This window comes from Bradyrhizobium sp. (assembly GCF_035652035.1).
Taxonomy (GTDB): domain Bacteria; phylum Pseudomonadota; class Alphaproteobacteria; order Rhizobiales; family Xanthobacteraceae; genus Bradyrhizobium.
In genome coordinates this window covers 26,909-41,601 of the sequence record NZ_DASREO010000054.1, presented here as the reverse complement: position 1 = coordinate 41,601, position 14,693 = coordinate 26,909, and the positions used below count along the sequence as shown (strand labels likewise).

15 protein-coding genes are annotated in these 14,693 nt (G+C 62.3%); 8 read left to right on the top strand and 7 right to left on the bottom strand.

The annotated features are described in order from the left end of the window. Window positions 1-180: 180 nt before the first annotated feature. The 4 genes from VFB05_RS15375 to VFB05_RS15360 form a co-directional block, all read right to left on the bottom strand. On the bottom strand, window positions 181-867 hold the full coding sequence (locus tag VFB05_RS15375; protein WP_325013588.1) for a TetR/AcrR family transcriptional regulator: 687 nt from the start codon (window positions 865-867) through the stop codon (window positions 181-183). After that, window positions 864-1,421, bottom strand: coding sequence for a flavin reductase family protein (locus VFB05_RS15370; protein WP_325013587.1), 558 nt, complete (start codon window positions 1,419-1,421; stop codon window positions 864-866). The genes VFB05_RS15375 and VFB05_RS15370 overlap by 4 nt, the downstream gene beginning before the upstream one ends. Window positions 1,422-1,427: 6 nt before the next feature. Continuing rightward, a complete protein-coding gene (locus VFB05_RS15365; protein WP_325013586.1) occupies window positions 1,428-2,654 on the bottom strand; it encodes an acyl-CoA dehydrogenase family protein in 1,227 nt (408 codons plus the stop codon). 201 nt (window positions 2,655-2,855) lie between these two features. After that, entirely contained in the window at window positions 2,856-4,202 is a 1,347-nt protein-coding gene (locus VFB05_RS15360) for a glycoside hydrolase family 3 N-terminal domain-containing protein (protein ID WP_325013585.1), read from the bottom strand. A gap of 66 nt (window positions 4,203-4,268) precedes the next feature. On the opposite strand from VFB05_RS15360, the gene VFB05_RS15355 reads away from it, so the two are divergent. The 8 genes from VFB05_RS15355 to VFB05_RS15320 all read left to right on the top strand — a co-directional run bounded on the left by VFB05_RS15355 (window position 4,269) and on the right by VFB05_RS15320 (window position 12,135). Then, window positions 4,269-5,333 carry an NAD(P)-dependent oxidoreductase gene (locus VFB05_RS15355; RefSeq protein WP_325013584.1) on the top strand — a complete coding sequence of 355 codons (1,065 nt, stop codon included), beginning with the start codon at window positions 4,269-4,271 and terminating at the stop codon, window positions 5,331-5,333. Window positions 5,334-5,528: 195 nt separating this feature from the next. Beyond that, the gene (locus VFB05_RS15350; RefSeq protein ID WP_325013583.1) at window positions 5,529-6,779 is read left to right on the top strand and encodes an ABC transporter substrate-binding protein; all 1,251 of its coding nucleotides are present in this window, start codon (window positions 5,529-5,531) and stop codon (window positions 6,777-6,779) included. Window positions 6,780-6,836: 57 nt separating this feature from the next. Beyond that, window positions 6,837-7,703, top strand: coding sequence for a branched-chain amino acid ABC transporter permease (locus VFB05_RS15345; protein ID WP_325013582.1), 867 nt, complete (start codon window positions 6,837-6,839; stop codon window positions 7,701-7,703). After that, window positions 7,700-8,635 carry a branched-chain amino acid ABC transporter permease gene (locus VFB05_RS15340; protein WP_325013581.1) on the top strand — a complete coding sequence of 312 codons (936 nt, stop codon included), beginning with the start codon at window positions 7,700-7,702 and terminating at the stop codon, window positions 8,633-8,635. The genes VFB05_RS15345 and VFB05_RS15340 overlap by 4 nt, the downstream gene beginning before the upstream one ends. Beyond that, a complete protein-coding gene (locus VFB05_RS15335) occupies window positions 8,632-9,387 on the top strand; it encodes an ABC transporter ATP-binding protein (RefSeq protein WP_325013580.1) in 756 nt (251 codons plus the stop codon). Before VFB05_RS15340 ends, VFB05_RS15335 begins: the two co-directional genes overlap by 4 nt. Next, window positions 9,377-10,102: an ABC transporter ATP-binding protein gene (locus VFB05_RS15330; protein WP_325013579.1), complete on the top strand. Its 726-nt coding sequence runs from the start codon at window positions 9,377-9,379 to the stop codon at window positions 10,100-10,102. The genes VFB05_RS15335 and VFB05_RS15330 overlap by 11 nt, the downstream gene beginning before the upstream one ends. Before the next feature lie 18 nt (window positions 10,103-10,120). Next, entirely contained in the window at window positions 10,121-11,011 is an 891-nt protein-coding gene (locus tag VFB05_RS15325; RefSeq protein ID WP_325013578.1) for an NAD(P)-dependent oxidoreductase, read from the top strand. Window positions 11,012-11,061: 50 nt separating this feature from the next. Beyond that, window positions 11,062-12,135: an amidohydrolase family protein gene (locus tag VFB05_RS15320; protein ID WP_325013577.1), complete on the top strand. Its 1,074-nt coding sequence runs from the start codon at window positions 11,062-11,064 to the stop codon at window positions 12,133-12,135. Window positions 12,136-12,256: 121 nt separating this feature from the next. Here VFB05_RS15320 and maiA read toward each other — a convergent pair whose 3' ends face one another. The 3 genes from maiA to VFB05_RS15305 form a co-directional block, all read right to left on the bottom strand. Further along, on the bottom strand, window positions 12,257-12,916 hold the full coding sequence (maiA, locus tag VFB05_RS15315) for a maleylacetoacetate isomerase (protein ID WP_325013576.1): 660 nt from the start codon (window positions 12,914-12,916) through the stop codon (window positions 12,257-12,259). 63 nt (window positions 12,917-12,979) lie between these two features. Beyond that, window positions 12,980-13,858, bottom strand: a complete 879-nt coding sequence (locus tag VFB05_RS15310) for an ABC transporter permease (RefSeq protein WP_325013575.1) — start codon at window positions 13,856-13,858, stop codon at window positions 12,980-12,982. After that, entirely contained in the window at window positions 13,855-14,664 is an 810-nt protein-coding gene (locus VFB05_RS15305) for an ABC transporter ATP-binding protein (RefSeq protein WP_325013574.1), read from the bottom strand. The genes VFB05_RS15310 and VFB05_RS15305 overlap by 4 nt, the downstream gene beginning before the upstream one ends. Between the last annotated feature and the right edge of the window lie 29 nt (window positions 14,665-14,693).

The following is a 14,693-nucleotide window of genomic DNA, read 5'->3' as shown; positions in this document are numbered from 1 at the left end:
CGATCAGCTGCTCGCATTCCAGGACGAGGTCGGCACCTTCGGCACGCTGCTCTATGCCGGCAAGGACTGGAAGGACCGCGAGCTCGGCCGCCAGTCGATGATCCTGATGGCGGAAAAAGTGATGCCGCGGGTCAATGCGGGAAAGTAGCGAGGACCCTCCACGCGTCCCGCAGAGCAGCGCTACACCAGCGCCTTCACCGCAATCTTGCGCGCATCTTCCTTTTCGCCAAACACATGCGCAAAACCGGCGAGGAACGCATCGACCGCGTCGCTGATCATCTGCTCCTTGCTCTCCAGCACCGGAGCGTCATAGACGAACTTGCGGACGCCGTAATAGAAAATGCCGGAGTGAAACACCCAGGCCATCTCGAGCTCGGCGGCGCTCGCCTTCGATTGCGCCGGCAAGGCGGCGTGGTGCCGGCATTCCCGGACGATGCGCGTCAGGATCTTGTCGCGGACGATGCCGACATAAGAGCGGTTGAGCTCGAGTCCCTTGAGGCCGGAATAGAAATAGATGCGCAGCCATTTGCGGCTGAAGATTACGCCGGTATAGGCGTCGTAAAATTCCTTGAGCCGTTCGGGAAGCGGCCGCGTGCGATCGCCGAGCAGCTTTTCCCAGCCGTCACCGAACGGCTCGAGATAGACGGTGCGATAGACTTCCTTGATCAGGTCGTCCTTGCTCGGGAAATAGCGATAGAGCAGCGGCTGCGTCACCCCCAGCCGGCGCGCCAGCGCGCGCGTCCCGCCGCCGAAGCCCTCTTCGGCGAAAAACTCCGTGGCCTTTGCGACGAATTCCTTGCGCCGGTCATCCGGCGACAAACGCCGTTGCTTGGTGCGCGCTCGCTTGGTTGGGGTCTTCTTGCTCATGAGCCAGCGGCGACCTGTGGCGTGAAGCGCCCATAACCGCCGCTGGCGAATAGCAACGGCTCTTTCCTGGCATAGCTATAGGCCTCGACGGCGCCGAGAAAGATCACATGGTCGCCGCCATAATAGCGGTTGGCGGCGCGGCACTGAAAATAGGCGACGCAGTCGGCGAGCAGCGGCGCGTTGCCGAGCCCCGGCTTCCACGTCACGCCGGCGAAGCGATCGACCGTGGATTTCGCGAAAGTCGACGCCAGCGCCTGCTGCGAGACCCCGAGCACGTTGACCGCGAAGTGGCTCGCGTTCTGGAAAATCGGCAAGCCTTGCGAATACAACCCGAGACTCCAGAGCACGAGCGGCGGATTGATCGAGACCGAGGCAAAGGAATTGCAGGTCAGCCCGTAAGGCTTGCCGTCGTCCGCCATTGCGGTGACGATGGTGACGCCGGTGGCGAAAGTGCCGAGCGCATTGCGGAAATCCCGGGCATCGAGCGGCGAGCTTCCGCTCGCCAGCTCATTGGCGGTCTCCGGCTCCGGCACATGGGTTGGCTTATCGTTCATTCCGGCTCACAGCGTCAGGTTTTCGGAAGGCAGGCCCAGCGCGACCCGCCCGTAATTAGTGCCCGCCGCATCGAAATTGAAGGCGATATGCGCATTGATGGCATGCGCGTCGCGGAACTGGCGCTGCAGCGCGCTCGCCATGTAAAGGCCGCGCGCGCCGCTCGCGGCGAACAGCAACGAGACCGCATCGGTGCAGAGGTTGACCGAAAAAGCACCGTCGCGCCGCATCTTTGTCTTTGTGGCCATATCGGGAATGCGCCCGCGCCGCGCGTCGGCGAGCGCCTCGATGCAGGCTTGGCGCATGATCAGGCGCGCCGCATCGATCTTGGAAGCGGCCTCCGCTATCTTGATTTGCGTGGTCTGGAAATCGCTGAGCTTGGCGCGGTTATAGGTGGAAGCGCGGTGACGCGCGAGATTGACGTAGTCGTCGAGGCAGGCTTGCGCATTGCCGAGCGCGACGCCCGAGAGCACATAAGGAAACAGCGAGAACACCGGCAGCTTGTAGAGCGCGTTCGGATTGACGGCGCTGCCGGGCGTTGGCCCGCCCGCCAGTTCGTGCACGCCGACTGTCATCGATTGCGGCACGAAGGCATCGCTGACCTCGACGTCGTTGGATCCGGTGCCGCGCAGGCCTGTCGCATCCCAGGTATCCTTGATGCGATAGTCGCTCTTGGGCAGCAGGAAGATGCGATATTCGATTCCGTCGGCTTCATCCTCGGAAGACACCACGCTCGCCAGCATGTTCCATTCGCTGCAATTCACGCCGGACGAAAACGGCCAGCTGCCGCGCAGCACATAGCCACCATCGACCTTGCGGGCGCGGCCGGCGGGAAAAATGAAGGACGAGGCGATCAGCGTGTTCGGATCCTTGCCCCAGACCAGATCCTGGGCGCGGGAATCGAACATCGCGAGCATCCAGTGATGGCTCGCAAGATTGGCGAAGGTCCAGGCCACCGAGGCATCGCCCTGCCCGAGCGCGTCAGCGCAATCGATCAGCGCGACGTAATCGAGCTCGGAGCCGCCGACGCGCTTCGGCTGCACGATGCGAAACAGCCCGCTTTCATGCAGTTCGCGCTCGGCCTCCTCCGGGAGGCAGCGCAGTTGTTCCGAGCGCAGCGCGCCCTCGCGCAAGCGCGGCGCCAGCGCCGCGGCGCGCGCGACCATCCCCGCATAGGCGCGCTCTTCGGTATCCGCACCCGAGGAAACATTCGTTTTCAGACCGGTAGCTGTCATCTCGCGGTCCTCCCGATCGCGCCCGCCATGCCCTGTTTTCTTATACGCTCGATTCTTGCTATAGGCTTGTATCAAGACGGCGATGAATGCCGCTTTACCCTTGTTTATCGCCCGATCACTTATTAAGGCGCGGCGGACCCACCCCGTCAATCGAATTCGGTGAAAGACGAGCCGGCCGGAGGGGCGGATTGTGCAGCGTTGTTAATGGACGCTTGCGCGATCACTGGACCCTGGAGACGTCGCGCCGGCGGCCTTGTCCGGCCCGTCATGCCGGAACGCACGATCGAGACGCATCTCGCTGTCGTGCAGCGCCGCAAGATCCAGCTCGCGTCGCTTCAGCGCCTCCGACGCGCAGTCGAAAGCGCGATAGAATTGCGAACCGTCATAGGCGAAAAGCAGCAGGTCCGCGCCGGCATTCAGCGCCTCGACAACCGCGGTGCAAAGATGGGTATAGACCGCGCCCATCACCAGATCGTCGGTGATGACGACGCCTTGATACTTCCACTGCTGCCGAAGAATTCCGTCGATGACCTTTTTCGAGTGCGAGGCCGGACGATCCGGATCGGCCGCGGTCAATGTCACGTGGCCCACCATCAGCAGCGCGTTCGACGCCGCAAGCACCTCACGAAATGGCCGCCAATCAGTTTGTTCGAGCTCAGCGAGCGCTGTATCGAGGCTGGCAGCGAAATGATGGGTGTCGGAACCGACCCGGCCCAGTCCCGGGAAATGTTTCAACGTCGCCTGGACGCCGGCCGCGTTGAGCCCTTGCACGTAAGCGAGCCCCACTTGCGCGGCTTTTTCAGGATCGTCCGAAATCGCGCGCTTGTTGATCAGCGTGTTGAAGTCGAACTTGTGCCCGGTCGCAGGCTTTAAGTCCAGCACCGGCGCAAAATCGACGGTGACGCCGATCGACGCCAGCTCCTCGCCTTGCGCGCGGCCAATCTGCTCGGCGCTCATCTTTCGTACCTCGGGCGACAAATCGGCGAAGCTTGCGAGCGCCGGCTGCGCGACGAGCGGCGGCGACAGGTGCGAGACGATGCCGCCCTCCTGATCGGCGGCGACGATCAGCGGGGATAAACCCCTCGCGCGCCGACGCGCCTGCAATTCCGATATTTCGGATTTGACCGCCTCAGTGCTGCGGCCCGCGACATTGTGGCGGGTGATATAGACGCCCGCGATCAATCCTTTCTCGGCAAGCGCTGCGACCTCGGCGAACGAGGAATAGCCGACGATGAAGTGTCGTCCGAGGATTTTGGCCTCATCGGCCTTGGTCGTTCGAACCTCGTGCCTCGACAGCCAGAACGAGGCTTGCGCGACCAGCATCGAGGTTGCCGGCAGGCACCACAGCAGGATCAACAATCTTCCGTGGATTCCGCGCCAGTTCCGGTTCCAGACGAGAAGCGCAAGCATGGCCAGGCTTGCGGCGAGCATCGCGGCAGCACCGGTGCGGCCCAGGAAAAACAGATAGGGGTCATGAATCCTGAAACTGGCAAAGGTGAATAGCAGTCCAAGGATCCAGAGCGCGACAGTGACGATTGATTTTTTCATCTTGGGTGCGTTGCGTGATCGTTGCTTCGACACGCGCGCATCTATCACGCCACGCGGCCTCGTTTGATGTCGAAACCCCGCGCGTCTGCGCAATTGCACAATATCTGCAAAAGAATCCCGGAATTCTTCAAAGCCGCACGGCGATCGTCGCGTTGCCGATTGTCTCCTCGCCGATCAATCGCTATTGAAGACAGCTTGCGCCATTTGGGCGCGCATTCTCGGCGGGAACGGTTCATGGACAAAACGGTTGGGATTGTCGGGCTCGGCATCATGGGCGGCGCGATCGCGCGTAACCTCGTCGAGCGCAAGTGGCATGTGGTTGGCTTCGATACCGATCCCGCCAAATGCGCTGAACTCGCGGAAGCCGGCGTTGCCATCGTCGAAAGCGTGGCGCTCGTCGTCCGCAGCGCACCCATCATCATGACCAGCCTGCCGACGCCTGCGGCGGTCGAGAGCGTTGCCAGGCAGATCGCGGAGTCCGGGCAGCCCCAGCGCATCGTGATCGAGCTTTCGACGTTGACGCTCGCCGACAAGCTGCGCTTCGAGACGATCCTGAAAGCGGCCGGCCATATCCCGCTCGATTGTCCTCTGTCGGGCACCGGCGCGCAGGCGAAGATGCGCGACCTCATCGTCTATGCCAGCGGCGACAGCACGGCGATCGCGCGCTGCCTGCCGTTGTTCGCCGATTTCGCCAAGCAAAGCGCCGACCTTGGCGCTTACGGCAATGGCAGCCGGATGAAGTTCGTCGCCAATCACCTGGTTGCGATCCACAATGTCGCAACGGCAGAAGCCATGATCCTGGCCGAGCGCGCCGGACTTGATCCCAAACTGGTCGTCGAGATGGTCGGCCCCGGCGCTGGCGGCTCGCGCATGTTCCAGATGCGGGCGCCGATGATGGTCGAAGGCAAATATGAGCCCGCGACCATGAAGGTCTCGACCTGGAAAAAGGACATGGCGATCATTGCCGAATTCGCCGATGACGTCGGCGTCGAGACCCCACTGTTTACGCTGACGCAGCCGGTCTACAGCCAGGCCATGACCATGGGGCTCGGCGACCAGGACACCGCGTCGGTCTTTGAAGTCCTGAAGAAGACGATCGTTGCCGCCCGCAAAGGCGACGCAAAAAGCTAAGGCCAATCGTCGCACCGCCCTTCCCGTTATCGCACCGCGTCAAAACACGGCAAAAGCGCGCCTTTTCGACTTTAGTGCGTGGAAGATCCTGCCCGGGCCCCGTGGTTATCACTTGATCATTTAGGACTTCCGTCGGATAAATCATCCAACCAATAAAAGATGCGGATAGTCTTGGCTGTTGCCTCGGGAGGGACCATGACGATTTCACGAAGACAGTTTGTATCGACCCTTGCCGGCGCGGGCGCCGCGACCCTGGCCGGCCCGAACCTTTCATTCGCGCAAGGCAGCGGCCCGGTTCGCGTCGGCCTGCTGGCGGCCAAAACCGGCCCGCTCGCTTCCGGCGGCATCGACATGGAACTGGCGCTGACCATGTTCCTCAGGGATCGCGACTACACGCTTGCGGGCCGCAAGGTCGAACTGATCGTCGCCGACACCGCCGGCGTCCCGGCAACCGCCCGCACCAAGACGCAGGAGCTGGTGGAGAAGAATAACGTCCACTGCATCATCGGCCCGCTCGCAGCCTTCGAGGCGCTCGCGATCATCGACTATCTCACCGAAAAGCAGATCCCGACGCTCGGCGTCTCGGCCGCCGAAGACATGACGCAGCGCCACCCCTCGCCCTGGTACGTGCGGCTGACCTCGACCTCGGCGCAATGCACTTATCCGTTGGCCGACTACTCGCTCAAGGAACTGAAGTACAAGAAGATCGTCACCATCGCCGACGACTTCGCCTACGGCCACGAAATGTGCGCCGGCTTCCAGCGCGGCTTCGAGGACGGCGGCGGCAAGATCATCCAGAAGATCTTCACGCCGCTGGCGACGCCGGATTACGGCAGCTATGTCGCGCAGGTGAAGACCGACGCAGATGCGCTGTTCCTCGGCACCGCCGGCTCGAACGGCTTCCGCTTCCTGCGCCAATTCATCGAATACGGTCTGAAGGACAAGATCGCCGTGATCGGCGGCATGACCGCGCTCGACGAATCCGTGCTGCGCAACATGGGCGACGAGGCGCTCGGCATTGTGACCACCAGCTGGTATTCGGCGGAGCTCGACAATCCGCTCAACAAGGCGTTCGCGCCCGCCTTCCGCAAGCAGTTCAAATACGACCCGGGCTACTACGCCGGCAGCACCTACGTCTCGGGCGAAGTGCTGGAGGGCGTGCTGAAGATCATCAAGGGTAACGCCGAAGACAAGAAGGCGTTCATGGCGGCCGTTCGCGGCAACACCTTCGACACCATCCGCGGCAACCTCAAATTCGACGAGTTCGGCAACGCGGTCGGCAACGTCTATATCCGCAAGGTCACGCGCAGCGACGGCCGGCTGGTCAACTCGGTGATCAAGACTTATCCGGATGTCAGCCAGTTCTGGACCTACGACCAGAAGGAGTTTCTGAAGAACCCAGTCTATTCGCGCGACTATCCACCGGCCAAGAATCTGGAGCTCTGATCACAGGGGCAACGTCGCTTCGCAGGCTACCGAACGAGACGGCTGAAGGACCACTCGATGCAGTTTTGGATCATCCAGGGTCTCAACAGCCTGTCGCTCGGTGGCCTGCTGTTCCTGCTGTCGTCCGGCTTCTCGCTGATCTTCGGTCTGATGCGGCTTGCGAACCTCACGCATGGCGCGTTCTTCATGCTCGGCACCTATTTCGGCGCCGTGGCGATGCGTGACTATAGCGGCCTCGATCTCTGGCTGACTGCGATCGGCGCCGGCATCATCGTCGCCGCGCTTGGCGGGTTGTTCGAACGGCTGGTGTTGACACGACTGAAAACCAATCCGCTCGGCCAGGTGCTGGTCACGCTCGGCATGGCCTTCATCATTTCGGATGCGTGCCTTGTGTTGTGGGGCGGCGATTCGATTCCGGTGCCGACGCCGCACAATCTGCAGGCGCCGACACGGATGTTCGGCTTCGTGTTCCCGACCTATCGGCTGGTGCTGGTCGGCATCGCGGTCGCCGCGGCAATCGCGCTCCATATCCTGATCGATCGCACGCGGCTTGGCGCCATGATCCGCGCCGGCGTCGACGACCGCCAGATGGCGCGCGCGGTCGGCATTCCCGTCTCGCGCCTTTTCACCATCGTGTTCTGCCTCGGCGCCGGCATTGCCGGCGCGGCCGGCGTGCTCGGCGGCCCCATTCTGTCCGCCTATCCCGGCCTTGACGCCGACATGTTGCCGCTCGCGCTGATCGTCGTCATTCTCGGCGGCATCGGCAGTCTCTTTGGCGCCTTCGTCGGCAGCTTCATCATCGGCTTCATCTACACCTTCGGCACCGCGCTGTTTCCCGAACTTGCCTACATCATCCTGTTCCTGCCGATGATCTTCGTCATTGCGTTCCGCCCGCAGGGCCTGTTCGGGCGTGTTTCCGCATGAAGTGGATCGGAGGAGCCCTCATCGCCGCGGCATTGCTGCTGCCGCCGTTCGTAGCCGGTGATTTCTACATCAATCTCGCCAGCCAGATCTTCATCGCCGCGATCTTCGCGATGAGCCTTAATCTCCTGGTCGGCTTCGGCGGCATGACCTCGCTCGGTCACGCCTCTTACCTCGGCGTTGCCGCCTATCTCGCTGCATTGCTGACCACCCGCTACGGCTTCGACCACGGCGCGGCCGCCGCGCTCTCGATCCTCGGAACTGTCGCAATGGCGGCATTCTTCGGCGTGATTGCGCTGCGCGCCTCCGGGCTCGGCTTTCTGATGATCACGCTTGCGCTGTCGCAGGTGCTCTGGGGTCTCGCCTACCGGATGTCCGGTATCACCAATGGTGACAACGGCATCACCGGCATGACGCGTCCCGAGCCGTTCGGCATCTCGCTCGAAAGCCCGGTCGCGTTCTACTGGTTTTCGCTGACCGTCACGGTGATCGCGTTTGTGCTGATGGCGGTCTTCGTGTCGTCCTCGTTCGGCTCGTCCCTGAAGGGTGTGCGCGATCAGCCGCGCAGGATGGCTGCGCTCGGTTTCAATCCCTGGATGATCCGATGGATCACCTTCGTCTATGCCGGCTTCTGGGGCGCTGTCTCCGGCCTGCTCTACGTCTATTACAACAAGTACATTCACCCGACCTCGCTCTCGACCACGAGTTCGGCCGAAGCCTTGCTTGGCGTGATCGCCGGCGGCTCCGGCACGCTCGCAGGACCCGCCGTCGGCGCGGCGCTGGTGCTGCTGCTCAAGAACTATGCGTCCGCCTATATCGAGCGCTGGAACATGCTGCTCGGTCTCGTGTTCCTGTTCATCGTGCTGGTGATGCCGACCGGGATCGTTCCCGGCGTGCAGAAGCTGACCTCGCGGTTTCGGGGGCGCTCGTCATGAACGCAGCCTCGCCCGACCTTGCTCTTGAAGTGACCGCGCTGAACAAGGCGTTCGGCGGCCTGAAGGTCACGCAAGGCGTGTCGCTTGCCGTCAGGCCCGGCGAGCGGCGGCTGATCATCGGCCCCAACGGCGCCGGCAAGACCACGCTGTTCAACCAGATCAGCGGCGATCTGCGGCCGAACTCCGGACAGATCAAGCTGTTCGGCGAGGACGTCACCACGCTGGCGCCGCATCGGCGCGCGCATCGCGGCCTCTCGCGCACTTACCAGATCATCACGCTGTTTGCAGGCGACACGCTCGAACACAACGTCACGCTCGGCTTGCTCGGCCTGTTGCCCTCGCGCTGGCAGATGTGGCGGCCGCTGGCGTCCTATCGGCATCTCGCGGAAGAGGCACGGCGTACGCTCGACAGCGTCGGTCTGTTGCATCTGGCGGGTCATCCCGTCTCCGAACTCGCCTATGGCGAGAAGCGCCGGGTCGAACTCGCGATGGCACTGTCGCAAAAGCCGCGCGTGTTGCTGCTTGACGAGCCGCTGGCCGGCCTCTCCGATGGCGAGCGCAAGACGGTGAAGGCACTGATCGCCTCGATCTCGAAGGAGGTGACCGTGGTCATGATCGAGCATGACATGGACACGGCGCTCGACCTCGCCGAAACGGTGACGCTGCTCAACTACGGCCGTGTGATCGTCGACGGCGAGCGCGACCAGGTGATTGCGGACGAGCGAACGCGTGAGGTGTATCTTGGCGCGTGAAGCCCTCAACCTCTCGAATGTGAACGCCTTCTATGGCGACAGCCATATTCTGCACGGCGTCGGGTTTTCGCTTGAAGAGGGCCACGTACTCGCCTTGCTCGGGCGGAACGGCGCCGGCAAGACCACCTGCATTTCGACCATCGTCGGCTTTCTGACGCCGAAAGAAGGCGACATCCGCCTGTTTGGCGAAACAATCGGCGGCCTCAGTCCCGAGCGTATTTCGCGCCTTGGCATCGGCCTCGTGCCGCAGGGCCGCCGGATCTTTCCCTCGCTGACGGTGCGCGAAAATCTCGTCGTCGCCCGGCAACGCGAACGCGACGCGGCAAAGCCGTGGAACGTGAAACGCATCTTCGAGCTGTTCCCGCGCCTTGAGGAACGGCATGCGCAATTTGCCGGCACACTCTCCGGCGGCGAGCAGCAGATGCTGGCAATCGGCCGCGCATTGATGGGTAACCCGCGCGTGTTGCTGCTCGACGAGCCCTCGGAAGGGCTCGCGCCCCTCATCGTGGCCGAGGTCGGCCGCACCATCAAAAAACTGAAGGACGAAGGCCAGTCCATCGTGCTGGTCGAACAGAACCGGCAACTCGCGCTCGACGTCGCGGACGAGGCCGTCATTCTCAACACCGGCCGCTGCGTCTTTGCCGGCGAGGCGCGTGACGTCTTGAACAACGAGGAGCTGATCTCGCAGCACCTTGGCGTCTATCATGCGCATTAACCAAGAAGGAATAAGAACATGAAAGTCGGCGTTTGTGGAACAGGAAGAATGGGCGGATCGATCGCGCAGCGGTTGATCGCGGTCGGACATGACGTGGCGGTGTGGAATCGCGACACGGCCAAGACCAAGCCGCTGGTCGATGCCGGCGCGAAAGCCTATCCCTCGCCGGCTGCGCTCGCCGAAGGATGCGACGTCACCATCGTGATGCTGCTCAATGATGCGGCGACCGAAGCCGTCTATCGCGGCGCGAACGGCCTGCTCTCGGCGAAGCTCAACGGCAAACTCGTGATCGACATGAGCACGATCCAGCCGCAGACGATGAAGTCGGTCGGTGAGGCCGCGACGAAAGCTGGCGCAGCCTTCGTCGAAGCCCCGGTCGGCGGCAGCAAAGTGCCGGCGAAGGAAGGCAAGCTGTTTGGCCTCGTCGGCGGTTCTGACGATGATGTCGCCCGCGCAAAGCCGCTGCTTGAACAGCTCTGCCGCAGGATCGAGCATGTCGGGCCGGTTGGCGCCGGCTCAATGCTCAAGCTCGCGATCAACTTGCCGCTGCTCGTCTACTGGCAGGCGCTCGGCGAGTCCCTGACCATCTGTAAGCCGCTCAATCTGCCGCCCGAACGGCTGATCGATATCCTCGCCGACACCAATGGCGCGACGGCCGCCATGAAAGCCCGCGGTCCCAATATCGCAAAGGTGCTGGGCGGCGCGCCGCTTGGCGAAACCGCTTTCGGCATTACCGCCGCAAAAAAAGACCTCGCCACCGCCGTGCAATTTGCCGCCTCCATCCATGCCGAACTGCCGGTTGCGAAAAGCGCGCTTGCCTGCTTTGAGGAGGCGGAAAAGGACGGGCTTGGCGAGGCCGATGCGACCACCGTTTCCGTCCACTGGACCCGGCGCAAGCCAAAAGCCTGATCGAGAAATAGCCAACGAGTCGTTGCCCAACCCAACAGCAGAGTTTTTCCATGATCGACACCAAAAACCGCTATGGCCGCACCGCCGCACGCAACAACGACGCCGACGGCCTCGCACGGCGTCCATCGTCCGTCACGGTCGACATTCACGCTCATATCGTGGTGCCGCAGGCCGCCAAAATCGCGCAGCCGCATGTCGATCTGAAACGCGTGCCGCTGGCGCATTTTGCCGACGACATCACGAAGGAAATCAACGCGCAGCAGGAAAAGGATGTCGCCGAGGTCATGACGACCATCGACCGCCGCCTGCACGATCTCGACAAGATGGGCATCGATGTCCAGCTCGTCGCGCCCGCGCCGCCGCAGTGCTACTACTCGATCGATCCCAAGATCGCTGAAAAAGCCCATCGCGCCGCCAATGACGGTGTCGCCGAATATTGCGCGCGCAAGCCGGACCGCTTCGTCGGCCTTGGCGTCGTTACCTTGCAGGAGCCGGAGCTTGCGGTGCGCGAGCTCGACTACATCATGAACGAACTGAAACTGAAGGGCGTCGAGATCCTGACCAATGTCGACGGCCAGGAATTATCCGATCCGAAATTCCGTCCCTTCTTCGCGCGCGCCGAGGAACGCGGCGCCTTCATCATGATGCATCCGAACGGCTTCACCCACGGCGAGCGGCTGACGCATTTCTATCTCAACAACGTGCTCGGCAATCCGCTCGACACGGCGCTCGCGCTGCATAACCTGATCTTTTCGGGCACGCTGGCGCGGTTCCCCGACCTGAAGCTCATGGCTGTGCATGGCGGCGGTTATCTGCCGTCCTATTCGGGGCGCATCGATCACGCCTGGGGCGCGCGCAAGGATTCGCATGACGAACTGCCGCTGCCGCCGACGACCTACTTGAGGCAAGTCTATCTCGACACCGTCGTCTTCAGCTATCACCAGCTCGCTTATCTGATCGACGTGTTCGGGCCCGATCGCATCCTGATGGGCACGGACTATCCCTTCGACATGGGCGAATATAATCCCGTCGGCCATGTTGCTGGCGTGGCCGGCATGGACGAAGCGACGCTGGCCCAGATTGCGGGCGGCAACGCCGCGCGCATCCTCGGGCTGGATGTTTAGAGCACAGGCAAGCCAACGCCATTTCACCGTCATCGCGAGGAACGCAAGCGACGAAGCGATCCGGAGTAAGAAGGGACTGGATCGCTTCGCTATCGCTCGCGATGACGGGTGAACTAAACCTTCAATGCTTCCCGCCCGACGCCTTGTAATCAGGCTGCTCGAACGGATGCGAGCTCAAAAATTCCGGCATCGCAAAGCAGCGATCTGAAAGCTCCTTCACAATCGGAAACGCCTCGAGTCCGATCTTGAGATATTGCGCGCCGACCACCTGGCCGGCGATGCAGATATCGGCAAGACCGGCATCCTTGCCAAGCGCAAATGGCGCGGGCTTGCGGCGCGCGAGAAAGCGCTCGTAGGTCGAAAGCCCTTCGATGGTCCAGTGCGCGCCCCATTCCTCGACCGCCTTCGCATCGGCGCCAAAGGTCTTGGCCAGATGCTTGCGCACGCGCGGCACTGTCAGCGGATGGGCATCCGCAATCGTCATCAGCGCCAGCGAGCGGGCATAGGCGCGCTTCTTGATGTCTTCCGGCAGCAGCCGCGGGCTCGGCTTGATGTCGTCGAGGTATTCCATGATCGCCAGCGACTGGTACAGCGAATGGCCGTCATGAATGAAGGTCGGCACCACATGCTCGGGATTCACGGCGTCGTAGCCGGGTTCGAACTGCTTTCCCTGGAGGATGTCGATCGAGACCTCCTCGAAGGCGAGCTGCTTCAGCTTGAGCGCGACACGAATGCGAAAGGAGGCAATCGACCGCCAGAACCCGTAGACCTTGATGCTCATCGAAAATCCTCGTTCAACCAGGCTCGCGCACTCTTAGCATTCGCACTCGAATAGACAAGCGCCTCAATCCGCACGGTTGTGTTGCTGCCAGCGCAACAAATAGCGCTGCAGCCGCTGGATGCCCGCTGCCAGCACGACACCGACCAGCATCAGGACTGTGACCGCCACCATCATGCCGGAAGCTTCTCCACGCGCTTCGGATTCGATGATCAGGCGGCCGATGCCTTGTTCGGCACCGATGAATTCGCCGACGATGACACCGATCAGTGCAAAGGAGACCGCGGGTGTCAGCGAGGCGAACACCCAGGCCATGGTGGATGGAATCACGACCGTGCGCGTGATCTGCCACTCGCTCGCGCCGAGTAGGCGCGCGGAATTGATAAAGCCCTCGTCGATCGAACGGGCGCCTTCGAAGGTGTTGTAGAACACCAGGAACACCACGACGATCCATGACGTCACGATCTTCGAAGTGCCGCCGATGCCGAACGCCAGCACGATGATCGGCGCAAGTGCGATGCGCGGGATCGAGTTCACCGCAGTGATGAACGGCTGAAAGATCGCGCTCAAGCGGTCCGAGCGGCCAAGGATGAGTCCCGCGGCAAAGCCCGATGTGACGCCGGTGACAAAGCCGAAGAACGTATTCTTCAAGGTAACGGCGGTCGCGACCCAGAGATTGTTCTCCGAGTGCGCCATGCATTTGGCGAACTCCCCGTTGAACCAGCCGTTGAAGACGCCGAGCTTGGATTTGAGGCAGCTCAGGATCAGGAATTGCTCGACGATTTCCGAAGGTTTCGAGATGAAATAGGGATCGAGCATATCCGGTACGAGCCAGGGGAAACGGGCGTGGAATTGATAGCCCCATTGCCACACCGACAGCACGACGACGCAGATCGCGACCTGCCAGGCACGGGTACCGAGCGTGCCACTCCGCACCGCCTTCATCGCTCGCGCCCCTTGACGAATTCCTCGCCGAGCGAGTGCCAGATGTGCTGGAACAGCTCAGCGTAACGCGGCGTCTCGCGCACTTTCACAGCGTCGCGCGGCCGCGGGAAATCAACTTCAAACATGTCCTTGATCCGGCCGGGACGGGCCGAGAACAGGATGATGCGGTCGGCGAGCGTCAGTGCCTCGCCAAGATCGTGCGTTACGAACAGCACGGTCTGCTGTTCGCGTTCCCAGATGCGCAGCAGCACCTCATGCATGTCGATCTTGGTGTGGGTATCGAGCGCGCCGAACGGCTCGTCCATCAGCAGGATTTGCGGCTCGACCACCAGCGTCCGCATCAGCGCGGCACGCTGGCGCATGCCCCCCGACAATGCCGAGGGATAGGCATGATCAAAGCCCTTCAAACCAGCCTGGGCGATGCAGGCGGCGACACGCTCCTTGCGTTCGGCCTCGCTCTTTCCGGCGAGCTGCAGGCCATAGCCGATATTGTCGGCGACCGTGCGCCAGGGAAACAGCGTATCGCGCTGGAAAACATAACCGACGTTTGGAGTTGCTTTGCCGGGCGTAATTGGTGTGCCATCGATCAGGATCTGTCCGCTCGAAGGCCTGATCAGGGTCGCGATCATGTTGAGCACAGTGCTCTTGCCGGAGCCTGATGGACCGAGCAGGGCGACGAACTCGCCGCGGCGGACGCGGAAGGACACACCGCGAACGGCCTCGATCGCGGTCCCTGCGAGCTGAAACGTCTTGTTCAGATCGCGGACGTCGATGCGGCTCACATCCTGCGATCGATCAAGCGGCATGGCGTCCCCTGGCTGGTGCGGATTTTAGC